This window comes from Streptomyces sp. NPDC005070 (assembly GCF_053600395.1).
Genome location: NZ_JBSFZS010000049.1, coordinates 1 through 26177, shown reverse-complemented (window position 1 = coordinate 26177; position 26177 = coordinate 1). Strand labels below are relative to the sequence as shown.

The window sequence follows — 26177 nt, the reverse complement described above, 5'->3', positions numbered from 1 at the left end:
TGCCTGGTCGCAGCGGCCCGCGGTGTCGTCCGCCCATCATAGGAATGCGGATCGCGCCATGTGATGACCCAGGGGTGGTGAATCGGAACAGGAGCCCAGTTCACCGCGGTTTTCGCCCGAATTGGGCGGGGCTCGCCCCGCCCAATTCGGATCGTGCCTCAGCCCTGCTCGGGTGATCGGGGCGGACTGACGGTCGTCCGGGGCGGCCGCCGCTGCGACGAGGTCCGCACGATCAGCTCCGTGGGTATCACCTGCTCGACCGGTTGGTCCGATTCGACCCCTTCGATGGCGTCGATCAGTAACTGGACGACCGCCGTGCCGATTCTGCGCGGTTTGAGGGACAGCGTCGTGACGGGCGGCTCGGTACTGGCGTAGACCGTCGACTCGCTGCAGCACACCAGAAGCAGGTCGTCGGGTACGCGCAGACCGTAGCGGCGGGCGGCCGCCAGCAGGTCGGTGCCGTTCGGGTCGAAGAGGCCGTAGACGGCGTCCGGCCGGTCGGGCCGGGCGAGGAGCCGGTCGGCGGCCACCGCTCCGGCGCACGGATCGTGCGCCGGATAGGCCTCGTACACCGGATCCTGGCCCACACGCTCGCACCAACGCAGGTACGCGGTGGTGGAGAGGCGGGTGTACGTGTCCGTGGTGGTGCCGGTGAGGAGGCCGATACGGCGGGCGCCGGCGTCGGCCAGGTGGTCGAGGATGCCGAGGACCGCGGCCTCGTGGTCGTTGTCCACCCAGGCGGTGACCGGGAGCGATCCCACGGGCCGCCCGTCGGAGACGACGGGCAGCCCCTGGCGGACCAGCTCGCTGACGACCGGATCCTGGTCGGACGGGTCGATGACCACGGTTCCGTCCAGGGCGACGTTCGACCACACGTCGTGGCGGGAGGTCGCCGGGAGGATGACCAGGGCGTATCCCCGGGCGAGCGCGGCCGAGGTGGCGGCTCTGGCCATCTCGGCGAAATACGCGAACTCGGTGAAGGTGAAAGGTTCATCCCCGTACGTGGTGACGGTCAGGCCGATCAGGCCCGACTTGCCGGTACGGAGGGTTCGGGCCGCGGCCGAGGGGCGATACCCCAGCCGGTCGGCGACTTCGCGGACATGGCGTCGGGTGGCGTCCGGGAGCCGTCCCTTGCCGTTGAGGGCGTCGGACACGGTTGTGATGGAGACCCCTGCTGCCGCGGCCACGTCTCTGATGCCCGCCCGGCCCGGCCGACCGCCTCGGCGGGAGGTCTCCGCCCGGCTCACCTGGTGCTTCCCTGCTGCTGTCATGGCGAGCCGATATTAGGGCTCATACGGTGGGGTAGCGCGGACGCATATGCACGCGTTGACAGGCACGTTTCTGCATGATCGAAATGCGCTAACTCCCTTTGAAGCGAAGGTAGTTGAGCAATCCCATCCCGATACGTGACTTGTCGGCGCGCGCGAGCCTGCCAAGCGGGCCATGTTTCGAAGAGGTCTCAACTCACCTGTACGAGGGATGCGCGCCACGGCGCGAGCCACCGGCGCATGTGCTGGCCGTCGACGCGCCCCCTTTTCGTACGACTTCGTACGAGGAGGACCGCCGAGTGTGCGACGGTGACGCCCGGACCGGACGTCACCGGCGTCCGCGGATGATCACCCGGCGGGGTACGCGGCGGTGTCGGGTTGTCCACAGGCCATTCGCAGCGGCGCGGAATCCTCATAAGGTGAGAAGTATTGGTAGCCGGTGGTGGTCATGAGCCGCTGGTGGTCACGAGGAGGACTGCGGTGAGCGACACGAACCCCAAGCTGCGTGCGGAGCTGGCGGGTATCCCCACGTACAAGCCCGGCAAACCCGCCGCCGCCGGCGGCGCCGTGGCGTACAAGCTGTCCTCCAACGAGAACCCGTATCCGCCGCTGCCGGGCGTGGTCGAGAGCCTGACCGCGGCGGCCGGTTCGTTCAACCGCTACCCGGACATGGCGTGCACGGGTCTGATGAACGAGCTGGCGGACCGTTTCGGCGTCCCCGTCTCGCACCTGGCGACCGGTACCGGCTCGGTCGGTGTCGCGCAGTCGCTGCTGCAGTCCACGAGCGGTCCCGGTGACGAGGTCATCTACGCCTGGCGGTCCTTCGAGGCGTACCCGATCATCACGCAGATCAGCGGGGCGACCTCGGTGCGGGTGCCGCTGACGCCGGGCGAGGTGCACGACCTGGACGCGATGGCCGACGCGATCACCGACCGGACGCGGCTGATTTTCGTCTGCAACCCGAACAACCCGACCGGCACGGTGGTCCGCCGGGCCGAGCTGGAGCGGTTCCTGGACCGGGTGCCGAGTGATGTGCTGGTCGTTCTGGACGAGGCGTACCGCGAGTTCATCCGTGACCGCGAGGTGCCGGACGGCGTGGAGATCTACCGTGACCGGCCCAATGTCTGTGTGCTGCGCACGTTCTCCAAGGCGTACGGGCTGGCCGGACTCCGGGTCGGCTTCGCGATCGCTCACGATCCGGTGGCGGCCGCGCTGCGCAAGACGGCGGTGCCGTTCGGTGTGAGCCAGCTCGCCCAGGACGCCGCGGTGGCGAGCCTGCGGGCCGAGGACGAACTGATCGGCCGGGTCGGCTCGCTGGTCTCCGAGCGCAACCGGGTGGTCGACGCCCTGCGCGGCCAGGGCTGGACGGTGCCCGAGACGCAGGCCAACTTCGTGTGGCTGCGGCTGGGGGAGCGCACCCTCGACTTCGCCGCGCACTGCGAGCAGGCCGGGGTCGTCGTGCGTCCCTTCGCGGGCGAGGGCGTCCGCGTCACGATCGGTGAGACCGAGGCGAACGACATCTTCCTGAAGGCGACCGAGAGCTTCCACAAGGGGCTGTAGCCACCCGCGGAGGGGCCCGTACGTGATCATCGCGTACGGGCCCCTCCGCGTTCGGGCCCTTCGGTCCGGCTTAAGGACCCCCCACCCCTCCGTAGTCGAACGGGCATGCGTCATAATTGCTTGTGAATGTGAACGCGTTCACAAGCGTGTCCTGTTGCTCCCATGATGTCTGCGACAAACCGGGCACACTGCCGCTGTGACAACGGCGACGTAAGGAGACTGACGACGTGGAATTGGCTTTGGCGCCAGAGACCATGGCGCGATGGCAGTTCGGAATCATCACCGTCTACCACTTCTTCTTCGTACCCCTGACGATCTCGCTCGCCGCGCTCGTCGCCGGCCTGCAGACCGCCTGGGTGCGCACGGAGAAGCCGAAGTACCTGGGCGCCACCAAGTTCTGGGGCAAGCTGTTCCTGATCAACATCGCGATGGGCGTCGTCACCGGCATCGTCCAGGAGTTCCAGTTCGGCATGAACTGGTCCGCCTACTCACGCTTCGTCGGCGACATCTTCGGTGCCCCGCTCGCCTTCGAGGCCCTGATCGCCTTCTTCTTCGAGTCCACCTTCATCGGGCTGTGGATCTTCGGCTGGGACAAACTCCCGAAGAAGCTCCACCTCGCCTGTATCTGGATGGTCTCCATCGGTACCGTCCTGTCGGCGTACTTCATCCTCGCGGCCAACTCGTGGATGCAGCACCCGGTCGGCTACCGGATCAACAAGGCGCGCGGGCGGGCGGAACTCACCGACTTCTGGCATGTGCTGACCCAGAACACCGCGCTCGCCCAGGCGTTCCACACCCTCACCGCGGCGTTTCTGACCGGCGGCGCGTTCATGGTGGGCATCGCCGCGATCCACCTGGTCCGCAAGCGGCACGTCGCCGTCATGAAGACCTCGCTGCGCCTCGGCCTCGTCACCGTCGTCATCGCCGGTCTCCTCACGGCGATCAGCGGCGACACCCTCGGCAAGATCATGTTCAAGCAGCAGCCGATGAAGATGGCCGCCGCCGAGGCGCTGTGGGACGGTCAGGACTCCGCGCCCTTCTCGATCTTCGCGTACGGAGATGTCAGCAAGGGTCACAACACCGTCGAGCTGTCGATCCCCGGGATACTGTCGTTCCTCGCCGACGACGACTTCAACTCATACGTTCCCGGCATCAACGACACGAACAAGGCCGAGCAGGAGAAGTACGGTCCCGGCGACTACCGCCCCATCATCCCGGTCACCTTCTGGGCGTTCCGCTGGATGATCGGCTTCGGCATGACCTCCTTCGCGATCGGCATCGTCGGACTCTGGCTGACCCGCAAGAAGTTCATGCTGCCGCAGCACCTGAGGGCCGGCGAGGACGAGGCACCGCATCTGGTCCTGTTCAAGAACAAGGCACTCGGCCCGAAGCTCACCAAGTGGGGCTGGCGCATCGCCATCTGGACCCTGGCCTTCCCGCTGATCGCCAACTCCTGGGGCTGGATCTTCACCGAGATGGGCCGCCAGCCGTGGGTTGTGTACGGCGTTCTGCAGACGCGTTACGGGGTCTCCCCCACCGTCTCGCAGGGCGAGGTCATCACCTCCCTGACCGTCTACTCGCTGATCTACGCGATCCTCGCCGTCATCGAGGTCAAGCTGCTCGCGAAGTACGTCAAGGCAGGGCCGCCCGAGCTCACCGAGTCCGACCTCAACCCGCCCACCAGGATCGGCGGCGACTCCAGGGACGCCGACAAGCCGATGGCCTTCTCCTACTAGGCTCAGGGAGCTGCTGAGTCATGGAACTTCACGACGTCTGGTTCGTCCTCATCGCGATCCTCTGGATCGGTTACTTCTTCCTGGAGGGCTTCGACTTCGGAGTCGGCATCCTCACCAAGCTGCTGGCCCGCGACCGCATCGAGAAGCGGGTGCTGATCAACACGATCGGCCCGGTGTGGGACGGCAACGAGGTGTGGCTGCTCACGGCCGGTGGCGCGACCTTCGCGGCCTTCCCCGAGTGGTACGCCACCCTCTTCTCGGGCTTCTATCTGCCCCTGCTGATCATCCTGGTCTGTCTGATCGTGCGGGGCGTCGCCTTCGAGTACCGGGCGAAGCGACCCGAGGAGCACTGGCAGCGCAACTGGGAGACAGCGATCTTCTGGACCTCGCTGATCCCGGCATTCCTGTGGGGTGTGGCCTTCGGCAACATCGTGCGCGGAGTGAAGATCGACCGGAACTTCGAGTACGTGGGCAACTTCTGGGACCTGCTCAACGTGTACTCGATCCTCGGTGGTCTGGTGACACTCACTTTGTTCACCTTCCACGGAACGGTGTTCGTCGGACTCAAGACGGTCGGAGACATCCGGGAGCGGTCCCGGAAGCTCGCACTGCGGGTCGGCCTGGCGGCAGCCGTGCTGGCGCTGGCCTTCCTCATCTGGACGCAGATCGACAACGGTGACGGCGCGTCGCTGGCCGCGCTGATCGTGGCCGTGGTCGCCCTGGTCGCGGCGCTGGCGATGGTCAACGTCGGTCGTGAGGGGTGGGCGTTCATCCTCTCGGGGCTCACTATCGTGGCCGCCGTCGCCATGCTCTTCCTGTCGCTCTTCCCGGACGTCATGCCGTCCTCGCTCAACGAGGACTGGAGCCTCACGGTCACCAACGCCTCGTCGAGCCACTACACCCTGACGATCATGACCTGGTGTGCCGTGATCGCCACGCCGATCGTCCTGCTCTACCAGAGCTGGACCTACTGGGTGTTCCGCAAGCGCATCGGCACGCACCACATCGCCGTGGACGTATCGCACTGAATCCGATGGATCGGCATGTTTCACGTGAAACGTGCCTGATGGGCCAAAGGTGTGTTTCACGTGAAACCTATCGATCCGCGTCTCCTCCGGTACGCCCGGGCCACCCGCCGCTTTCTTGTCGCGGTCGTGGGGCTGGGCGTCGCCGGAGCGGCTCTGGTCATCGCTCAGGCGATGCTTGTCGCCGAGGTGGTGGTCGGTGCCTTCCAGCACGGATTCTCCGCCTCCGAACTGCGCACCCCCCTGATCTTGTTGACGGCTGTGGCGCTCGGGCGCGCGTTGGTGGCCTGGCTCACCGAACTCGCCGCGCACCGAGCGAGCGCCGCGGTCAAGTCGGAGCTCAGGGGGCGGCTGCTGGAGCGGGCCGCGTCGCTCGGGCCCGGGTGGCTCAGCGGCCAGCGAACGGGCTCCCTGGTCGCTCTCGCGACACGCGGTGTCGACGCGCTCGACGACTACTTCTCGCGCTATCTGCCGCAGTTGGGCCTCGCGGTGGTGGTCCCGGTCGCCGTGCTGGCGCGGATCGTCACCGAGGACTGGGTGTCCGCGGCGATCATCGTCGTCACCCTGCCGCTCATCCCCCTGTTCATGGTGCTGATCGGCTGGGCCACACGCAGCCATATGGACCGCCAATGGCGGATGCTGTCCCGGCTGTCCGGACACTTCCTGGACGTGGTTGCCGGACTGCCCACGCTCAAGGTGTTCGGCCGGGCCAAGGCGCAGGCCGAGTCGATCCGGAAGATCACCGGCGAGTACCGGCAGGCGACCATGAGGACGCTCCGGATCGCCTTCCTGTCGTCCTTCGCCCTGGAACTGCTCGCCACCATCTCGGTCGCCCTGGTCGCGGTGACCATCGGAATGCGGCTCGTCCGTGGCGAGATGGATCTGTACGTGGGGCTCGTCATTCTCGTGCTGGCGCCCGAGGCCTATCTGCCGCTCAGGCAGGTGGGAGCCCAGTACCACGCCGCCGCCGAGGGGCTCGCGGCCGCCGAGGCGATCTTCGAGGTGCTGGAGACCCCGGCGCCGAGCTCCGGTTCGCGGCACGTGCCCGCGGGGGAGATCGTCTTCGACGGCGTGACCGTGCGCTACCCGGGACGCTCCACGGACGCGGTCTCGGACGTCTCCTTCACCGTCGGGCCCGGTGAGACGGTCGCCCTCGTCGGCTCCAGCGGGGTGGGCAAGTCGACCCTGTTGAACGTCCTGCTCGGGTTCGTGGAGCCCACCGCCGGCCACGTCCGCGCCGGGGGAGCCGATCTCGCCGACGCCGACCTCGCCGAGTGGCGTTCGCGGATCGCGTGGGTGCCGCAACGGCCGCACCTGTATGCCGGTTCCATCGCCGAGAACGTACGGCTGGCACGGCCCGACGCCGACGACGCGGCGCTGCGCACGGCGCTCGCCGACGCCGGTGCGGCGGAGTTCGTGGACGCCCTGCCCGCCGGGGCCGACACGGTCCTCGGCGAGGACGGCGCCGGACTGTCGGCCGGCCAGCGCCAACGCCTGGCACTCGCGCGGGCGTTCCTCGCGGACCGGCCCGTGCTGCTGCTCGACGAGCCGACGGCCGCGCTCGACGGGGCGACCGAGGCCGAGGTCGTCGCGGCGGTCCGGCGGCTGGCCGTGGGGCGGACCGTACTGCTGGTCGTGCACCGGCCGGCCCTCCTGGACGTCGCGGACCGGGTGGTCCGTCTGGAAGCCCCCCTCGTCGGCGCGCCGAGGCCGGCGCCCGAGTCCGGCGTCTCCGGCTCCTCGAAGCCGCCACGCACACAGGAGCCCCAGGGGACCGCGCCGGAGAGCCTGTCCCTGGCAGAAGGACCTGTCGCGATGCCTCGGGGCCGCGACGCCTTGCTCGCCCGTGTCCGGGCGATGGCGGCACCCCGGCGTGGTCCGCTCTCGCTCGCGCTGCTCCTCGGCAGCCTCGCGCTCGGGAGCGCCGTCGGCCTCATGGCGACCTCCGGCTGGCTCATCTCACGGGCCTCCCAGCAGCCGCCCGTCTTCTATCTGATGGTGGCCGTGACGGCCACCCGGACGTTCGGCATCGGACGGGCGGTGTTCCGGTACGCGGAACGGCTCGTCTCGCACGACGCCGTGCTGCGGATGCTGGCCGACACACGGGTCGCCGTCTACCGGCGTCTGGAACGGCTCGCGCCCGCCGGGCTGCGGACCACCCGGCGCGGCGACCTGCTGTCGAGGCTCGTCGCCGACGTCGACGCCCTCCAGGACTACTGGCTGCGCTGGCTGCTGCCGGCCGGAGCCGCGGTCCTGGTCTCCACCGCCTCGGTCGGGTTCGCCGCCTGGCTGCTCCCAGAAGCCGGAGCCGTTCTCGCCGCCGGTCTGCTGGCTGCGGGTGCCGGAGTCCCCCTGGTGACCGGTGCCGTCGCGCGCCGCGCCGAACGACGGCTGGCTCCCGCCCGCGGGGCGCTGGCCACCCAGGTGGCCGATCTGCTCACGGGGACCGCCGAACTGACCGTCGCGGGCGCGCTGCCCCTCCGTACCACCCAGGCACGACAGGCCGACGGCGTCCTCACGAGGATCGCCTCCCGGGCCGCCACCGCGACGGCCCTCGGCGACGGACTCACGGCACTCGTCTCCGGGCTCACCGTCGCGGCCACCGCTCTCGTCGGCGTCCAGGCGGTCGCCGCGGGGCGTCTGCACGGCGTACTCATGGCCGTCGTCGTCCTCACCCCGCTCGCCGCCTTCGAGGCCGTCATGGGACTGCCGCTCGCCGTCCAGTACCGGCAGCGGGTGCGCAAGAGCGCCGAGCGCGTGTACGAGGTGCTGGACGCCCCCGATCCCGTACGCGAGCCCGGACAGCCGTGGCCGGCGCCCGCGTCACCGTTCCCGCTCCGGGTGTCCGGACTCCGGGCCCGGTACGCGGGCCAGGACCGGGACGCGCTGGCCGGGCTCGACCTGACCCTCGAAGAGGGGCGCAGGATCGCCGTGGTCGGCACCTCCGGAGCCGGCAAGACGACGCTCGCGCAGGTGCTGCTGCGGTTCCTGGACCCCGAAGCGGGGACCTTCACGCTCGCCGGGGCGGACGCGTTCGGCATGGAAGGGGACACCGTGCGCCGGCTGATCGGGCTGTGCGCCCAGGACGCGCACCTCTTCGACAGCACGGTGCGCGAGAACCTGCTGCTCGCCCGCAAGGACGCGACCGAGGCAGCGCTGCGCGACGCGCTCGCGCGGGCTCGCCTCCTCGACTGGGTGGACGGGCTGCCCGACGGGCTCGACACCCCGATCGGAGAACACGGGGCACGGCTGTCCGGCGGCCAGCGCCAGCGGCTCGCCCTGGCACGGGCTCTGCTCGCCGACTTCCCCGTGCTCGTCCTCGACGAACCGGCGGAACACCTCGACCTGCCGACGGCCGACGCGCTCACCGCGGACCTGCTGGCCGCGACCGAGGGCCGCACGACCCTGCTGATCACGCATCGGCTGGCCGGACTCGACGCCGTGGACGAGGTGATCGTGCTCGCGCGGGGTCGCGTGGTCCAGCGCGGTTCGTTCGCCGAGCTGTCGGCCGTCGAGGGGCCGCTGCGGGAGATGGCGGAACGGGAGAACGCCGCGGACCGGCTGGTGAGCGCCGTCGCGCGCTGAGCACCGCACGAGCGGATCGTGGGCGGTGTCCGCTGCGGGCGGGAGCGGGGGTGTCCGGGGGAGTGCCCGGAGTTCCGCTCCCGCCCGACACTCACCCGACTTTCCCTGACAAAAGGGACTCATTAGGCTCAAGGCATGTCAGCGGCGAGGGGCTCCCCCGTCCCGGGCGGCGACACGGGCGCGGCGGCCCCGGCGGCTCGTGCCGCGGGAGGGCTGACCGGCGAGCCGGACGCCCGGGTCCCCCGGCTGTTGGAGGCCGTGCGGTCGGTCGGATCGGGACTGGAGCTGCACTCCAAACTCGGCCGGATCTGCGAGACGGCCGCCAAACTCACGGACGCGCGGTACGCGGCCATCGGAGTCGTGGACGAGAGCGGTGAGGGCCTTTCGGACTTCGTCCAGCGCGGCGTCGACGAGGAGACCACCCACCTGATCGGCCGGAGGCCCGACGGCCACAAGGGGCTGCTGGGCGCGCTCATCCGCGACCCCGATCCGGTGCGCCTCGCGAACCTGACCGACGACCCGCGCTCCTGCGGGTTCCCGGCCGGCCATCCACCGATGCGCAGCTTCCTCGGCGTACCGATCCGGGTCCAGGGGGAGATCTTCGGAAACCTGTACCTCACCGAGAAGCGTGGTGGCGGCGCCTTCGACGACGACGATCTCCACATGGTCCGGGTGCTCGCCACGGAGGCCGGTATCGCCATCGGCAACGCCCGCCTGTACGAAGCGGCGAAGCAGCGGGAGCGCTGGATCGACGGCTCGGTGGCCGTTACCACCGCGCTGCTGGCGGGAGGCGACGCCGAGGACGCGTTGCAGATCGTCGCCGAACAGGCCCGCCGGCTCTCCGGCTCCGCGGCCGGGATCGTGCTGCTCCTCGCGGAAGAGGGCGGCCTGGAGGTCGTTGCGGTGGCCGCGGACCACCCGTCGACGGCGCTCGGTGTGGTCGTTCCGCCGGAGAGCGAACTGGTCGCCGAACTCCGCGACGGGAAAACCGTGTTCCTGGCGGACGCGTCCGCCGACTCGCGCCTGCGAACGGATCTCACCCACGCCTACGGGCCCGTCATGATGCTCCCCCTGCAGTGCGACGGCCGGGTCCTCGGCGCCCTCCTGACCCCGAGGCCGCGCGACGGACGCCAGTTCACCGAGACAGAGCGGACCGTCGCCACGCAGTTCGCCTCCCAGGCGGCCCTGGCGCTGATCATGGCCGAGAGCCAGCGTGACCGGGAACGGCTCGCGGTGTACGAGGACCGCGACCGGATCGCCCGCGACCTGCACGACCTGGTCATCCAGCGGCTGTTCGCCACCGGGGTGATGCTGGAGAGCGCGCAGCGCCTGTCGAACGTGCCCGAGGTACGGCGGGGTGTCGGCAAGGCGGTCGACGAACTCGACGTCACCATCCAGGAGATCCGCACCGCGATCTTCGCGCTCCGGCAGGGTCCCGCCGAGACGCCCTCCGGACTGCGCACCCGCGTCCTGCGCGAGATCAACATGGCCGCCGTCCCTCTCGGATTCCACCCCGGGCACCACTTCACCGGGCCCGTCGACACGCAGGTCGGCGAACTCACCGCCAAGAACCTCATCGCCGCGCTGCGCGAAGCCCTCTCCAACGCCTTCCGGCACGCGGGGGCCTCCCGGATCGAGGTCTCCGTCGACGCGGACGTCCTGCTGCCGGACGGGAGGCCCGGTGTCCGCCTCGCCGTCGCGGACGACGGGGTCGGCATTCCCGAGGGCGGCAGGCGAAGCGGCCTGAAGAACCTCAAGCGGCGTGCCGAGTCGCTGGGCGGCGCGAGTTGGTACGGGCCGGGGATCGGCGAGGGCGCTGGCGGTACGACGGTGGTGTGGCAGGTGCCGTACTGAAGCCCCTTGTGCGGGTGACCCGTTCGCGAACGGCACCGCCGACGGGAGTCGCTCGGCCGGACCACTGAGGAGCCGTCAGGTCCGACCGCTGGGCCATTCGTGACGTCCTGTCCCCCAGGTGTACGCCTTGAACGGGCCGGGCCCGCGGGCGCGGGCCACGATCGCTGTCATGCGCTCATCTCGCCGCCATCCCCTTCTCGTCCCGGCCCTGTTGTCCGCTCTCGTGATTCTCGCGGCCCGGCCGGCGACGGCCGACGGCGACGGCGTGGACCTCGACATCAGCGCCCAGGTGGCGCGGCTGTACGAGGACGCCTCGGTCGCGACGGGACAGTACGAGGCGGGGCGTCAGGATGCCGAGGCACAGCGCGGCCGGGCGGAGCAGGCCGAGCGCCGTCTCGTCCAGGAGCGGCAGGAGATCGCGGTACTCCACGAGGACCTGGGCCGTATCGTGCGTGCCCAGTACCGGCAGGGCGGCGGGCTGCCGTACACGGCGCAGATCCTGTTCGCGAAGGACCCAGACGGCCTGATGCGTGGTCAGCACGCCGTGCGGCGGGCCGATCTGGCCGTCGCCGGCGCCGTCGCGAAGAGCCGGCGTGCCGAGGTCCGGCTCGCGGCGGACGAGGGGAAGGCCCGCTCCGAGTGGCAGGCGCTGGAGAAACGGACCGGGGAACTCGCCGCGGTCAAGCGGACCATCGATGCCAAGCTCGACGAGGCGCGGTCGGCGTTGCAGAGCCGGGCGGACGCCTCCGTGGCGGCAGGCTCCTGCCGCGGGGCGGTCCGTCTCGACCAGCCGCCGGCGGCGTTCACGAGCGCGTGGGTCGCGCCCGTGGAGACGTACGAACTCTCCGCGGGATTCGGCAGCGGAGGAGAGCACTGGGCGCACCGGCACACCGGGCAGGACTTCGCGGTGCCCATCGGCACCCCGGTGCGGGCGGTCGGGGCCGGCCGGGTGGTGAAGGTGTCCTGCGGCGGCGCGTTCGGCATCGAGGTCGTGGTCGAGCACCCCGAGGGGTACTACACGCAGTACGCGCATCTCGCGTCGGTCGCCGTCGACCAGGGGCAGCGGGTCTCGACCGGGGAGTGGATCGGCCAGTCGGGCACGAGCGGCAACTCGACCGGTCCGCATCTGCACTTCGAGGTGCGGGTGACGCCGGAGATGGGATCGGCGATCGACCCGGTCCCTTGGCTGGCGGAACACGGGGTCGTCGTCTAGGGCGTCGGCCCCCGTCGAGGCTTCCGGCACGGATGCCGGAGGCCCTCCGCCGGACCGGCGGAGGCCCGAGCGCGGCCGCCCGAGGGGCCCGGCCGTACCGGTGGAGGGCACACACGGATGCCGGAGGACCTCGGCGTCGGCCGCCAAGGGTTACGCGCCGTCCGCCAGGATCCGCTCGATCACGACGGCCACCCCGTCCTCGTTGTTCGCGACCGTGCGCCCGGAGGCGGCGGCGATCACGGCGGGGTGGGCGTTGCCCATGGCGTACGACCGGCCGGCCCAGGTGAGCATCTCGACGTCGTTCGGCATGTCGCCGAAGGCGACGACCTCCTCGGGCGCGATGCCCCGTTCGGCGCAGCACAGCGCGAGGGTGCTGGCCTTGGAGATGCCGGGACCGCTGATCTCCAGCAGGGCGCTGGGGCTCGACCGGGTCACGTTCGCCCGGTCTCCGATGGCGGGGCGGGCGACGGCGAGGAACTCGTCCGGGTCCATCTCCGGGTGGAACGCGAGCACCTTGAGCACCGGCTGATCGGCGTCCAGCGCGTCCTCGGCGAGGAGCTTCTCGGCGGGCAGGACGATCTCCGGGGGCTCCATGTGCATCAGGGGGTAGCCCGGTTCGAGATGGAGGCCGTACGTCCGCTCGACGGCGCACACCGTGCCTGGTGCGGCGGTCCGCAGGATCTGGACGACGTCCAGCGCGATGTCGGGCGTCAGCTCGCGGATCTTGACGAAGCGATGGGTGCCGGGGCCGCCGTGCAGGTCGACCACGGCCGCGCCGTTGCCGACGATGGCCAGGCCGTGCCCGTGGACGTGGTCGCTGACGACGTCCATCCAGCGGGCCGGGCGGCCGGTGACGAAGAAGACCTCGATGCCGGCCTGCTCGGCGGCGGCGAGGGCGGCGATCGTGCGGTCGGACACCGATTTGTCGTCGCGCAACAAGGTGCCGTCGAGGTCCGTGGCGATCAGCCGGGGCGGGACGGTGGAGGCCGGGGTCTCGGGCCGGCGAGTCGCTGAGGTCACGTGCTCAGTCTCCCGCATATATGCGCACGGTCGTGCGGCGGTCCGCACACTTGAGTGGTTACCGTTCTCACGCCGGCTCACCTCGTCTCACCCCCGCCCCACCCGTGCCCGCGCCCCACCCTGCTGTGGAGCCGGCCGGACCACGGGGTGTGACGGCCGGGTTCAGCGGAGCTGGGCCACCGCTTCCATGGCGATCCGCTCGAAGACCTTCGGGTCGGCGGCGAAGTCGGAGTCGGGGATCGGCCAGTGGATCACGATGTCGGTGACGCCCAGTTCGGCGTGCCGGCCCGCGAAGTCGACGAACGCGTCGAGGGACTCCAGGGGACGGCCCCGGTCGGGGGTGAAGCCGGTGAGCAGGATCTTGTCGAGCTCCGCCACGTCCCTGCCGATCTCGGCGCACGCGTCGGCGAGCTTGCCGATCTGTCCGCGAATGGCCTGAACCGACTGTTCTGGGGTGCCCGTCTCGTACAGCTTCGGGTCGCCGGTCGTCACCCACGCCTGCCCGTGCCGGGCGGCGAGCTTCAGCCCGCGCGGGCCGGTGGCGGCCACGGCGAACGGCAGCCGGGGGCGCTGGACGCAGCCGGGGATGTTGCGGGCCTCGTCCGCCGAGTAGAAGGTGCCGTCGTAGGAGACGGAGTCCTCGGTGAGGAGCCGGTCGAGCAGGGGCACGAACTCGGCGAAGCGGTCGGCGCGCTCCCGCGGGGTCCACGGGTCCTGTCCGAGCGCGGTGGCGTCGAAACCGGTGCCGCCGGCGCCGATGCCCAGCGTGATCCGGCCGTCGGAGACGTCGTCGAGGGAGATCAGATCCTTGGCGAGGGTCACCGGGTGGCGGAAGTTCGGCGAGGTCACGAGCGTGCCGAGGCGCAGCCGGTCGGTGACGGCGGCCGCGGCGGTCAGGGTCGGCACCGCCCCGAACCAGGGGCCGTCGCGGAAGGTCCGCCAGGAGAGGTGGTCGTAGGTGAACGCGGTGTGGAAGCCGAGCTGCTCCGCGCGCTGCCATGCGGAACGCCCGCCCTCGTGCCAGCGGACGTACGGCAGGATCACGGTGCTCAGACGCAGACTCATGCCTCGAGCGTAGACGGATCCGGGGCACGGTCGCCGCAGGGCGGTCCGACGGGTGGCCCGGCGTCCGGGGTCGGCACGGACCGGCGCCCGGGATCAGCGCGGGCCGGCACCCCGAGATCGGGTAGGACCGGGACCGGGACCGGTTCGGATGGCGTCCGCGATCAGTGCGGGCCGGGAAACCGCAGATAGCGCGGAGGCACGGCCTCGGTGAGCCAGACTCCGTTGGCGCTGACCCGGAAGACATGGCCGTCACGGTGCATGGCGCCGGCGTCCACGGAGAGGACGACCGGTCGGCCGCGGCGGGCGCCGACGCGGGTGGCCGTCTCCCGGTCCGGCGAGAGGTGCACGTCGTGCCGGTTCATGGGTCGCAGGCCCTCGGCGCGGATCGCGTCCAGGCTGCGGGCCACGGTCCCGTGGAAGAGGTACGCCGGCGGGGTCGCCGGGGGCAGCCCGAGGTCGATCTCGACGGAGTGGCCCTGGCTGGCCCGGATCCGGGTCCCCTCGACGGCGAAGCGCCGCTTGTCGTTGGTGGCCACCACATGATCGAGCTCGTCGCGGGTGAGCCGGAAGCCGTGCGTGGTGGCCGCGGAGATCAGCGTGTCGATCTCGACCCAGCCGCCCTCGCCGAGGGTGAGCCCGATGCGCTCGGGCTGGTGCCGCAGATGCTTCGAGAGGTACTTCGACACCTTCACGGTGCGTTTCTCGTCCATCGGTTCATCGGCCTGTCTTTCCGTCCGATCATCCGCCTGCTCATGTTCTTTCATCCTCCCAGCGTGCCTGGAGAGAGGCGGATCACGCATTTGATTTTGGGCTCGGAGGTTTGATCCACAACCAAGTGACGTTATCCACAGGTGAATTGACGAATCTGTGGACAACGTGCGTGTGATTTAAGGCGTTTCGCCAACAACTGTGGAGAGAGGGCCGTTTGCCGTCAGCCGGTCCAAGGTCCGTGCCTGCAGCTCACGTTCGGCGGCGGCCGTCACGAACGCCGCCGCCTGTTCGACGCCAACCAGACGCTCCACGGCCCGCATTGTCCCGGCGGCCACCTCCACCCGACGCGCGCGTTCCGGCTCCACCGGCAACGGTCCCGCCGCGAGGTGCCGGCTCAGGTGACGCGTCGCGAACAGCCGCATGGCCCTGGCCAGTTCGGCGTCCACGGTCTGCTGTGCGAGCGGCCGCAGCCGTCGTACGAGCGAGGCCGCCTCGGTCGCTTCCGCGTCATTCGGCGGATGCTCTCCCAGATAGCGCGCGAAGACGTGCTCCGTCGTGAACTCCAGGAAACGGGAGGCGATGTGCTCGACCTGCCCCCTCAACTCCCGCAGATGACAAGTGATCGCGGACAAGGGAACGCCCGCCCGATGCAACTCGACCGCCGCGGACAGTTCTTGAGGGCTCGGGACGAGGAAGGTGTCCTCGTCGCCCGGAACGGGCTCCAGCACGCCCAGCTCCACGGCCTCCGCCACCGCCGCGTCGTCGGGACGGCCGCCGAACCGCTCCACCAGCTCGGTCCGGGAGATCCGGGCGGCCTCCTCGTCGGTCCACGGTCCGTGGACCTCCGCGACCAGGCCGAGTATCCCGCCCAGTCCCCGGCCCGCGTCCCAGGCCTCCAGCAGCTCCTTGATCGAGGCGAGTGTGTAGCCGCGGTCCAGGAGGTCGGCGATCTGCCGCAGCCGCGCCAGATGGGCGTCCGCGTACACGTTGGCACGCCCGCGCCGCTCCGGGCGGGGCAGCAGTCCGCGGTCCTGATAGGCGCGGATCGTCCGGACCGTGGCGCCACTGCGGTGCGCCAGGTCCTCGATGCGGTACGCGACACCGCCCGGCTCGTCGCTCATCTCTCCCGCCCTCCCCGCCCTCCCGGCCCCGAGAAGCGGCCGCCCGCCCGATCGTTGCTGCCGTAGACGGCGGGCCGCCCGCTCACAAGGGTGGCTCCATGCGGGCGATCGCGCGCAGCGTCCGGGGAGCGAAGCGGTGCAGGAGATGGGCGCCGCGCGCCTCCGGGGTGACCGGAACCACCGCCTCGTCGCGGACGACCGCGCGCAGGATCGCGTCGGCGACCTTCTCCGGCGGGTAGTTGCGCAGTCCGTAGAGCCGCGCGGACTTCTTCTGGCGCCGCTTCTCCTCGGCCGCGTCGACCCCGGCGAAACGCGCGGTCGCGGTGATGTTCGTGTTGACGAAGCCGGGGCAGACCGCCGAGACCCCGATGTCCTTCCCGGCCAGCTCCGCGCGCAGACACTCGCTGAGCATCAGCACGGCCGCCTTGGAGGTGCTGTAGGCGGGCAGCGCCTTCGAGGGCTGGTACGCCGCCGCCGACGCGATGTTGACGATGTGTCCGCCCTGCCCGCGCTCGGCCATCTGTTTCCCGAAGAGCCGGCAGCCGTGGATCACCCCCCACAGATTGACGTCGAGGACCTTCCTCCAGTCCTCCGCCGTGGTGTCGAAGAACGAACCGGAGAGTCCGATACCGGCGTTGTTCACCAGCACGTCCACCACGCCGTACTCGGCGGCGACCTTGTCGGCGAGTTTCTCCATGGCCTGCTCGTCGCTGACGTCGGCCGTCTCCGGCCAGGCCGACGGCGAGCCGATCAGCCGGGCCATCTCCGCCGTGCGGGCCGCGGCCTCGGCGTCCCGGTCGACGGCCACCACCCGGGCACCCGCCTCGGCGAACGCGAACGCGGTGGCCCGCCCGATACCGCTGCCGGCGCCGGTGACCAGCACGAGCTGCCCGCCGAACCGGTCCGCGTACCGGCCGGAGGCCACCGGCCCGGGCGCGGGCACCCCGGCCGCGCGACCCTCGTGGACCGTCACGAACTCGGATATCCAGGCGGCCAGTTGGTCGGGCCTGGTCCGCGGGACCCAGTGCTTGGCCGGGAGCGTGCGGCGCACCGGGTCGGGGGCCCACTTCTCCAGTTCGTCGTAGAGCCGCTCGGAGAGGAAGGCGTCCCCCAGGGGCGTGATGAGCTGCACGGGCGCGTGCGCGTACGCGTCGTCGCGGGGGCGGCCGAGCCGGGACCGTACGTTGTCGCGGTAGAGCCACGCGCCGTGCGCCGCATCGGAAGGCAGCGACGCGGTCGGGTAGTCGCCCGCGGGCACCTTCTCCATCCGCTGGAGGATCTTCGGCCACCGCCGGCCCAGGGGACCGCGCCAGGCCAGCTCGGGCAGCACCGGCGTGTGCAGCATGTACACGTACCAGGACTTGGCGCCCTGGCCGAGGAGCTGGCCGATCCTTCGCGGGGTGGGCCGCCGCATCCGCCGCTTGATCCAGTGGCCGAAGTGGTCCAGGGACGGACCGGACATCGAGGTGAAGGACGCGATCCGGCCCTCCGTGCGGGCGACCGTGACGAACTCCCACGACTGCACCGAACCCCAGTCGTGGCCCACGAGATGCACCGGCTCGCCGGGGCTGACCGCGTCGATCACCGCCAGGAAGTCATCGGTCAGCTTCTCCAGCGTGAACCCGCCGCGCAGGGGTCGCGGCGCTGTCGACCGGCCGTGCCCCCGCACGTCGTACAGCACGACATGGAAGCGGTCGGCGAGCCGCTCGGCGACCTCGGACCACACCTCCTTGGAGTCCGGATAGCCGTGTACGAGCACCACGGTCGGCTGTCCGGTGTCACCCAGCTCGGCGACACACAGCTCGACCCCGCCCGTCCGTACCCGGCGCTCGCGCGCGCCCACGAGACTCACTTGTCCTCCGCCCAGCGCCGCACGTGCGGCAGATCGTCGTCGAGCCAGAACGCGCTCTGCTCGGGGTCCCGGGAGTCCGTGACGACCAGGAGCTCCTCGAACTTCGCGCCCGTACCCCGGAATCCGAGATGCGGTTCGACCGCCCACAGCCCCGGGCGGGGCGGGTGGTCGGAAAACGTGTACGGCGACCACAGCGGGGACCAGCCCTCCCGGTGCCCGCGCAGCGCGTCGCCCGCCAGCCCCTTCAGGGACTGGACCCCGAACCCGAACAGGCGCGGCGACCAGGGCCGCTCCCGCACCCGGTCCACCTTGTGCGCGATCACGCCGAACGGATACGCCCGATGCCGGTTGGCGTGGCCCTGCCGCACCATCAGCCGGTCCACGTCCTCGTAGATCTCCCGCAGCGACCGCCGCTCGCGCACCTCGCGCAGGATCAGCTCGCGGTGCGCCTCCAGGTCGGCGAGCAGCCTGTCCTGCAGGGGGTTCGGACCCAGCGAGCCCGAGTAGCCGATGTCCGCGGTGAAGCCCTTGTGCACCGGCGCCATGTCGAGGATGAACGGCATCCCGGGCTCCAGCCGGCGGCCGGTGGGGAAGAACTGCAGCGGGATCCGGAAGCCGGCGAAGGCCGTGCGGTCACCGAACCAGGCGAACGGCAGATGGAACCAGTCCCGCACCCCGCGCTCACGCAGCCACACCCGCTGCATGCGCGCCGCCTCCCGCTCGGTGACGCCGGGCCTCAGCTGTGCCGCGACCGCCTCCGCGCACTCGTACGCGAGGCGCTGCACCTCTCTGAACCCCCGCAGCTCCGCGGAGACTTCGCCTGCCACTGCCGTCGTCATGCCACCGCCCCACCCTGTCCGCACCGACTGCGATACGTGCCCGTAACGTGACACTGGCGAATGTGACAGTTGTTAGAGGCTGCGTCAATAGGGCTGCGGGCGACCTGTGGACAACCCGTCGGACGTGGATGGCCGGCTCCCGGTAGCCGCACCTGAGGGTGACCCCTCCGGGCCGGGACCTCCACCGGCTCCAGCCCCGCCCATCCATCGAAGCTGCCGTCAACTGTTGCCGCCAAGACCCACACAGGCCCCGCCGGTAAATGCCCGGCGGGGCCCGTGAAATGATTCTGGAATGCTCCTGTCCGTCGCTATGGACGACCGTCAGGCAGAAATATTCCGTTCGTTCCGGAAAGCGGCGACAGCGCTCGCCTCGCCCTCGACCAATCTCTCGTAGAAAGATGGATCATTCGCCCATTCCTTGAAGCTGATCAGCGAACTTCCGACGCGATCCTGCGTTGTGGCGTTGGCGGTGTAGTTCACGACCCAGTGGGCCGGCAGCGATCCATCCGACACTCGAAACAGCGGACTCGGGTACCAGACGGGATGGGGGAGGTCCCGCTCATCGAGAAGGTAGTACCAGAACACGTCCTTTACTGCGGTGATCGCATAGACGGCGTACTCCTTTCCGATGGAAAGCGGGAACATTTTTTCTCTGGTCAATCCCCATCTGGAGTCAAGCGTGGGCAGGGGTAGTTGCCCTCCCGAATTGCTGATTGCCTGTACCTTCATCTTACGTTTGACTCCATCTGAGGAAAGTCGCGCTTGAACTTGAACTCGACATTCATCCCGGTGTCGAGATTCCTGAACCAGTGAACGTTTCGGATGGTCTTTCCCTTGGCGTCATTCAACGTGGACTCCATCTTCACCCACTCACCCGGGCCGTAGTTTGCCTCGAGCCTGGGAGCGTCGCCAAGATCTCGGATGATCACCTCTCCCGCACCATGCTTCGCATCGCGCAAGGCGATTTCGTCATAGTAATCACGGGGGACCTGATCGGGGATGGCACCCTTGCGCACCGCGCCGCCGGCGCCTGATTCAGCGGCTTGGCCTTCTGCGGATCCGGCGGCTTCGCCCTCCGCGGATCCGGCGGCACCGCCCAGATACCCCAGCAGGGCTGTGCCGATGGCGTCTTCGATCATGTTGCCGCGTGCGACGGCCCTTGCCTTGCTGCTGCATTCGTCGGCGTTGTAGACGCAGTAGGTGGCCGCGATCTCCTTGGCCTTCTTGACGCTCTTGCCGCCATGCAGCACGTAGAGGTAGGCCTGATTGCATCCCTCGCGCCCGAAGCAGGCGCTGCCGTTGAAATGGGTGTTCTCGTGGGCCGGGTTGAACCAGAAATCGCCTTCGGTGCCCTCGCCGACACTTCTGGGGGACCAGAAGTTGTCCGCCAGAGTGTTGAGGTCGTTCGTGACCGGGGTGTTCACCGCCACCCAGGTCCTCTTCGCCGCCTGGGAGCGCTTGTAGATGTTGCCCCGGTGGTAGTCGGACGTGCCGGTCTTCGCGTCGTAGCCGACTTCCTGCTGCTGGTGCTTGCTGCAGTACTTGACGTCGTACTGGCAGGAGTTGGGCTTGGAACCGATCTCCGTGCCCGCCGGGTCGGAGAACGTCAGCGGGTTGTTGTCGGAGTAGGCGTAGCCGTGCATCTGCTGCGGGTCGGTGGCCGTGAAGACCGGGTCGACCGACAGGAAGCGGCCCGTGGCGGAGTCGTATTCGCGTGCCCCGAGATGGGTGAGGCCGGTCGCGGTGTCGGTGGTGCCGCCGACGAAGCCCTTGGTGCCGGTCCAGCTGGTCGGCACGGTGCCGCGCGGCCCGCCGAACGGCAGGGTGCGGCGCTGGGTCTGTGCCTGGGTGGTGGCGTTGACGGACAGCTGGGCGGTGCCGTGGTGGTCGGCCAGGGTGAAGGAGATGGTTCCGTCGTTGGCCTGGACGGCCTGGTGGCCGCCGCCGACGTCGAAGTAGCGGGTGCCCTTGGTGGTGGTGGCGTTCTTCGCCAGGGTGATCTCGGTGGCGCCGAGGTAGAGGGTGGTCTCGGTCGGGGTGCGGCCGATCAGGCGGCTGCCGTCGGCGTCGTACAGGTAGTCGGTGACCTTGTCGCTGCCGCCCTCCACCGGCTGGGTGACCTTGGCGAGATGGCCCTCGGCGTCCCAGTCAAGGGTCTGTGAGGTGCCGTTGCCCAGCAGGCGGGTGTGGGTGTTGCCCGCGACGTCATAGGTGAAGGTGTCGGTGGACTTCACCGTCCCCGCGGTGGTGTCCACCGAGCCCAGCGTGTGCGGCCGGACCGCGCCCGGGTCGGGGTAGTGGTAGTCCCGCTTGGTGTCCGAGGCGCCGGCCGTCGTGCCGTGCTGGTTCTCGGTGAGCCGGTTGCCGACCTTGTCGTAGGTGTAGGAGGTCCAGTACGGGGCGGGGCCGCCCAGCACGTCGGTGCTGGGTGCGGCGGCACAGCCGACGGACGACTGGGCCCAGGCCTCGGTCATCCGGCCCAGGTAGTCGTAGCCGAAGCACTGGTCGTCGGTGCCGGAGCGGGAGGTGTCGGAGACGGACAGGACGTTGCCCGCCTCGTCGTAGGAGTAGGTGTTGTACTGATCCACACCCGCGACGTCCTGGCGGTCCACCCGTGAGGTGGCCAGCCGCTGGGTGCCCCATTCGTAGGTGTTGGTCTCCAGCACCGCCTTGCCGCCGTTCGCGGCCATCTGGTACTGCTGCGGCTTGCCCGTGAAGCTGTAGGCGGTGGTCGCGGTCAGGTTCAGCGGGCCGCTGACCTTGACGGGCCGCAGGGTGCCGTCCTCGTAGGTGTAGGTGACGGTGTCGGCGGCCAGGTCACCGGCCTTGGGGTAGCCGACGCCCTGCACCGTGCCCGACGCGTTGTATGTGGTCGTCGACAGGTAGGTGCCCTGCAGCGCGCCCTCGGCCGACGGGATCGTCACCGAGGTGCGCAACGGCCGGTACAGCCGGTCGTAGGCGACGACGCTCGACTTGTACTCCTGACCGCCGCTGTAGCGCGAGCTGGACGCGAGCCGGCCCTTGGCGCCGCTGACGGTGTCGTAGACCCACTTGGCGCGCAGGGTGCCGGACGTCGAATTCTCGTGCAGCTCGGTCTTGCGGCCCAGACCGTCGTTGACGTAGGCGAGGACCGTGCCACGGGCGTCCTTGCTGCTGGTCAGCTGGGAGCGGTCGTCGTAGTCCAGGTGGCCGGCGCCCTTGTCGGGGTCCGTGGTGTCGGTGAGCCGGGCCATCAGGTCGTACGTCCAGGTCCAGGCGTTGCCGACCGGGTCGGTGACCTTGGTCAGTTCACCGCGTGAGCTGTAGTCGTAGGAGGTGGTGTCGTAAGCGGCGTCGGCGGCACGGGCGTGCAGCAGGCGCAGTTCGGTGGTGTTGCCGCGTGCGTCGGTGAGGGTGGTCTGTGCCGTGCCGCCCACCGGAGGGATGACCGTGGTGCGGTCGCCGCCGTAGATGGTCTTCGTGACACCGAGGACCGCTCCGCCGTCGCCGTTGCCGGCGATCTGCCGCAGTTCGGTGGTCCGGCCCAGACCGTCATGGGTGTAGCGGTTCTGGGTCTCCACGCTCAGCGCGTCCACGGGCTTCAGGAGCGTGGTCGAGGGCGCGGCCGTGATGTAGTAGGGGGCGAACTCCTTCGCGGTCAGGCCGCGTTCGTCGTAGAAGGTGTCCGCCAGCAGCGTCCCGCCGTTCGGGCCGGGGGCCTGTGTCTGCCGGGGGCGCAGGAAGCCGTCGTAGAGGGCGTAGGTGGTGTCCTGCGCACCGGAGTTGCCGATGGTCTTGGTGGCCACCACGACCGGCTTGTTGTCGGTGATGGTGTAGTCGTACTCGTAGCTGGGGGTCTGGCTCGTGGTCCGGTCCGCCTGCCACAGCTTGGCGGTGCGGCCCAGCGCGTCGTACGCGTAGGTGATGACCTTCCCGTTGGTGTCGGTCTGCGTGAGCGGCAGCCCCCGCAGGGGTTCGTAGGCGGTGGTCGACGTCTGCGCGGTCGTGCTGTCCCCGGGGGTGGCGGGCGGCGTGGTCACCGTGCTGCCCGCCGGGAACCCGGTCGTCGGGTTGTACGCGGTGGTGGTGGTCCGTCCGTCGCTGCGGGCGGTCCTGGTGAGCGTGCCCGCGGAGGTGACCGTGACATCGGCGGTCAGGTCCGTGGTGGTCAGCGCCCGGCCGTAGCCGTCATAGGTGGAGGTGGACTCCAGGTAGGCCGCGGTGGAACCGCTGTACGCCTTGAGTTTCGCGGTCCTGGTCGGGTCGCCCTTCGTCGCCGCGGCGCCGTAGGCCCCGCCGTCGTAGGCGGTGCGGACGTCGGAGATGACGTCGGCCGGGCGGCTGGTGGTGGCGTCGCACGCCTTGGCGACCGTCTCGACCCGGACGGGAGCGTCCAGAGGAACGCTGCCGGGAACATAGGTGGTGCGGACGCACTGGTCGTCCTTGGCGGTCGTCGTGTCGCCCAGATCCTCGCTCTGGGTGACCAGACCGGTGGTCGTGTCGTGGGTGTCGGACCCCGATGTGGTCCGCCACTTGGCGCCTGCGCCGTCGTCCAGCGAGGTCCACGACTTGGTGGAGGCGGAGCCGGTGAGGTTGGCGGTGACGGTACCCCAGGTGCGGACCTTCTTCGCGGTCTGCTGGTACCAGGGCCGACTCACCGACTTGGAGAGCACCTGGCCGCCGGGGCCGGAGTACGTGACGGTCTTGTACGCGAACCCGGCCTGCGATTCGTGGTCGGTGATCGGATCGCCCTCACCCGGATCGAGGGTGACCGAGACGCTCTTGGTGTCGCCGGAGGAGCTTTTGCGGTCGCCGTCCATGCCGCGCAGGAAGTACGTGTCGGCCTGCGTCTTCATGGCCGTGGCGCCGCCCTGGCCTCCGGTGCGCACCCGCACGTGGCCGTATCCGCGCCACTGCGACCAGGTCTTGGACTTCTCCTTGGTCATCCCGTCGTCATCGTCGTAGTGCCAGGCGGCACCGTCGAGGTAGTCGTACGAGGTGACCTGGTCGGGCGAGCCGCCGGTACGGTCGGTCGAGGTGACCGTGTCGACCACGTATTTGTTGAACCACTGCAGATCCGGGTCGTCGGTCGTACTGCCGCCGATGTACTGCGGGAAGCAGCGTGTGGTGTTGCTCTGCGGCGTGGGCAGCGAGGCGGCGTCACAGACCGGCGCCGAGTAGCCGACGTCGATCTGGCCGCCTGACTCGTCGGCGACGCTGGACAGCCGGGACTTGATGTACGGGGCGTAGCCGTCGCCGATCTTGTCGAGCCGGTTGGCGAGCTGGGTGTAGGCGAAGGTGACCTTCGGCAGGGTGATCGAGGTCGTGGCGTCGTAGCCGGTGTGCTGGATGGAGTCCAGCAGCAGTTGATAGTCGGTGTCGGCCATGCCCCACCGGTGGGTGAGCTTCCAGCTGTCGACGTTGCTGTAGGAGCCGGACACCAGTGCTTGGGTGGTGACGCCGGTCAGCCGCTTGCGGGTGAAGAACGCCGGGGAGTTCCGGCCCTTGTCGCAGTCGGTGCCCGCGTCGCAGTTCAGGTCCCAGGGGGTGTCGTACCAGTACTGGGAGTCCGTGGAGATGGACGAGCAGGTGGTCTGGCTGTCGGGAATGCACCGTTCGCTGTTGGTGAAGTTGACCTTGGCCAGGGCCTTGGCCGAGTACATGGCCGTGGACTTCAGCCCGTACTCGATCCGGTCCAGCGTCCCGCCGCGCACGTACGGGGTGTCGTCGGCGGCGGTGAGGTTGCGGCCGTAGGAGTTGTTCTCTTTGTCGTAGTAGTACGCGACCGCGTTGCCTCGCGGGTTCACGACGTAGTCCAGGTTCCAGCGCCAGCCCTGCTGGCACCAGGACGCGGCGAAGGTCGAGGCATTGCAGGGCTCACCGGAGTTGTTGCCGAAGACCGGCTCCGTCCACGTCGAATCGGTGGTCTCGTTGCCGCTCGCCCAGCTCGGCAGCCGGTTGTAGCCGAAGAAGTACTGCGTGCCGTCGGGGGTCGTCACCCGCCAGTACTCGTCGTTGCGGGCGCCGTTGGAGCGCACGTCGGACGAGGAGCCGTAGATCCGGTCGATCTTCGTGCCGTCGTCGTTCTGCAGCTTCCACGAGTTGGTGCCGTTGGGCACCAGCTCGCCGCCCGAACCGTTCAGCGACAGGGTGGCGTTGTCGTACGCCCAGCACTGGTCGCCGGGCTTGTTCCCGTCCGCGTTGGTGGCGCCGTCGTCCGAGCACGGCTTGTAGCTGCGCTCGATGAATCCGGGCGACAGATCGAAGCCGTCACCGACCCACGACGCCTGGTTGTTGGTGTTTCCCGTCCGGCCGTCGACACCACCGGAGGAGTACGACAGCCCGACCTGTGGGCCGAGCCCTCCAGGCACCTGCGGCACCGGCATGTCGTACGACCAGGCGAACGAGCCGCTGCTCTGGTCCGTGCTCCAGGTCGAGGAGGCGGCCAGGGACGTGGCCTTGTAGTCGCCATTCGCGCCGCCGGCCGAAGTGGTGGCCGCCAGTACGGTCGCCGAGCTCGCGCTGATCGCTACCGACGAAGCGGTCAGCGTCTGCTTCTCGGTGTCGTTGACGGTCTTCACCGGCTGGGTCGCACGGCACTGCTTCTTCTCCGGTGTCGTCAGCGAACACGCAGGTAGCCGGACCAGGGTCAGCCGGGACGCGTAACCGCCGCCGTACAGGCCCGCGAACGAGGAGTAGTCCAGGCCGGCGCGTATCCTGCCGCCGTGCGGCGCGACGCCCTGGCGGGGAGTCAGCGTGAAGAGCGGCCCGTCGACCCCCGCCTTCCGTGCCGCTCCGCGGGACAGCATGCCGACGGTGTAGGTGCCGCCGGCCGCGTCCGCGGACCGCTTGACCCGCGTGTCCACGGTGAGCGGCAGCCCTTTGACCCGGGTCGTCTCCTGCCGCAGCGTGACCGCCGCCGCAGCCGCCTTCGGCCACGTGGTGGCCGGTGCCTTCGCGGGCGTGCGAGGCCCCTTCGTCACCTTCCGAGGGCGTATCTTGCCCGCCGGGACAACGGCGGTCGGTGACTCCGCCCGCGGCAGCGCGGGCTTGTGCCAGCCCCCGGCGACGGCGGGTACTCCCGATGTCTGTAACAGCGTCGCGGTCAGCGCGGCGGCCGTGACCAGGGCCACCCGGTGCCATGGTCTGCCCGTTCTCAGACGTGCTCTGGTTTTCATTCTGCTCCGTCTTCCTTCCGTTGAGTGCCGTGCGGGCAGCGAGGGACCGCTCACGGCGGAGTGCAGTGGTCGGACCGGATCGGGCCGGCCGCGTACGGCGGCCGGCCCGAGGCCGCCGTTCGTGACCGTGCCGCCGTTCGTGACCGAGTCGTCCGCGTCGACGAGCAGGAG

15 protein-coding genes are annotated in these 26177 nt (G+C 69.8%); 6 read left to right on the top strand and 9 right to left on the bottom strand.

Features of this window, described 5'->3' with window-relative positions:
• Nucleotides 1-158 precede the first annotated feature (158 nt).
• Nucleotides 159-1271, bottom strand: a complete 1113-nt coding sequence (locus tag ACWEBX_RS18575) for a LacI family DNA-binding transcriptional regulator (protein ID WP_451885908.1) — start codon at nt 1269-1271, stop codon at nt 159-161.
• Between the two features lie 477 nt (nt 1272-1748).
• Between ACWEBX_RS18575 and hisC the strand changes: the two genes are divergently transcribed.
• The 6 genes from hisC to ACWEBX_RS18545 all read left to right on the top strand — a co-directional run bounded on the left by hisC (nt 1749) and on the right by ACWEBX_RS18545 (nt 12241).
• The gene (hisC, locus tag ACWEBX_RS18570; RefSeq protein ID WP_451885907.1) at nt 1749-2828 is read left to right on the top strand and encodes a histidinol-phosphate transaminase; all 1080 of its coding nucleotides are present in this window, start codon (nt 1749-1751) and stop codon (nt 2826-2828) included.
• A 227-nt stretch (nt 2829-3055) separates the two neighbouring features.
• Complete coding sequence (locus ACWEBX_RS18565) at nt 3056-4564, top strand: cytochrome ubiquinol oxidase subunit I (RefSeq protein ID WP_451885906.1); 1509 nt, start codon at nt 3056-3058, stop codon at nt 4562-4564.
• 20 nt (nt 4565-4584) lie between these two features.
• Nucleotides 4585-5592 (top strand): cytochrome d ubiquinol oxidase subunit II, encoded by a 1008-nt coding sequence (gene cydB / locus ACWEBX_RS18560; protein ID WP_451885905.1) that lies wholly within the window; start codon nt 4585-4587, stop codon nt 5590-5592.
• Nucleotides 5593-5652: 60 nt separating this feature from the next.
• Nucleotides 5653-9174, top strand: a complete 3522-nt coding sequence (cydD, locus tag ACWEBX_RS18555; RefSeq protein ID WP_451885904.1) for a thiol reductant ABC exporter subunit CydD — start codon at nt 5653-5655, stop codon at nt 9172-9174.
• 135 nt (nt 9175-9309) lie between these two features.
• Nucleotides 9310-11028, top strand: coding sequence for a GAF domain-containing sensor histidine kinase (locus tag ACWEBX_RS18550; protein WP_451885903.1), 1719 nt, complete (start codon nt 9310-9312; stop codon nt 11026-11028).
• A gap of 169 nt (nt 11029-11197) precedes the next feature.
• On the top strand, nt 11198-12241 hold the full coding sequence (locus ACWEBX_RS18545; RefSeq protein ID WP_451885902.1) for a peptidoglycan DD-metalloendopeptidase family protein: 1044 nt from the start codon (nt 11198-11200) through the stop codon (nt 12239-12241).
• A gap of 150 nt (nt 12242-12391) precedes the next feature.
• On the opposite strand, the gene ACWEBX_RS18540 is transcribed toward ACWEBX_RS18545, so the two are convergent.
• From ACWEBX_RS18540 to ACWEBX_RS18505, 8 genes are all read right to left on the bottom strand, one after another.
• A complete protein-coding gene (locus tag ACWEBX_RS18540) occupies nt 12392-13279 on the bottom strand; it encodes a Cof-type HAD-IIB family hydrolase (protein ID WP_451885901.1) in 888 nt (295 codons plus the stop codon).
• Between the two features lie 144 nt (nt 13280-13423).
• On the bottom strand, nt 13424-14326 hold the full coding sequence (locus ACWEBX_RS18535; protein ID WP_451885900.1) for an LLM class flavin-dependent oxidoreductase: 903 nt from the start codon (nt 14324-14326) through the stop codon (nt 13424-13426).
• 161 nt (nt 14327-14487) lie between these two features.
• Nucleotides 14488-15036, bottom strand: a complete 549-nt coding sequence (locus tag ACWEBX_RS18530) for an RNA 2'-phosphotransferase (protein ID WP_451885899.1) — start codon at nt 15034-15036, stop codon at nt 14488-14490.
• Between the two features lie 177 nt (nt 15037-15213).
• Nucleotides 15214-16158 (bottom strand): MerR family transcriptional regulator, encoded by a 945-nt coding sequence (locus ACWEBX_RS18525; RefSeq protein ID WP_451885898.1) that lies wholly within the window; start codon nt 16156-16158, stop codon nt 15214-15216.
• Nucleotides 16159-16240: 82 nt separating this feature from the next.
• A complete protein-coding gene (locus ACWEBX_RS18520; protein WP_451885897.1) occupies nt 16241-18010 on the bottom strand; it encodes an SDR family oxidoreductase in 1770 nt (589 codons plus the stop codon).
• Nucleotides 18007-18849: a M24 family metallopeptidase gene (locus ACWEBX_RS18515; protein ID WP_451885896.1), complete on the bottom strand. Its 843-nt coding sequence runs from the start codon at nt 18847-18849 to the stop codon at nt 18007-18009. The genes ACWEBX_RS18520 and ACWEBX_RS18515 overlap by 4 nt, the downstream gene beginning before the upstream one ends.
• A gap of 321 nt (nt 18850-19170) precedes the next feature.
• On the bottom strand, nt 19171-19578 hold the full coding sequence (locus ACWEBX_RS18510; RefSeq protein WP_451885895.1) for a hypothetical protein: 408 nt from the start codon (nt 19576-19578) through the stop codon (nt 19171-19173).
• On the bottom strand, nt 19575-26006 hold the full coding sequence (locus ACWEBX_RS18505) for an RHS repeat-associated core domain-containing protein (RefSeq protein WP_451885894.1): 6432 nt from the start codon (nt 26004-26006) through the stop codon (nt 19575-19577). The genes ACWEBX_RS18510 and ACWEBX_RS18505 overlap by 4 nt, the downstream gene beginning before the upstream one ends.
• Between the last annotated feature and the right edge of the window lie 171 nt (nt 26007-26177).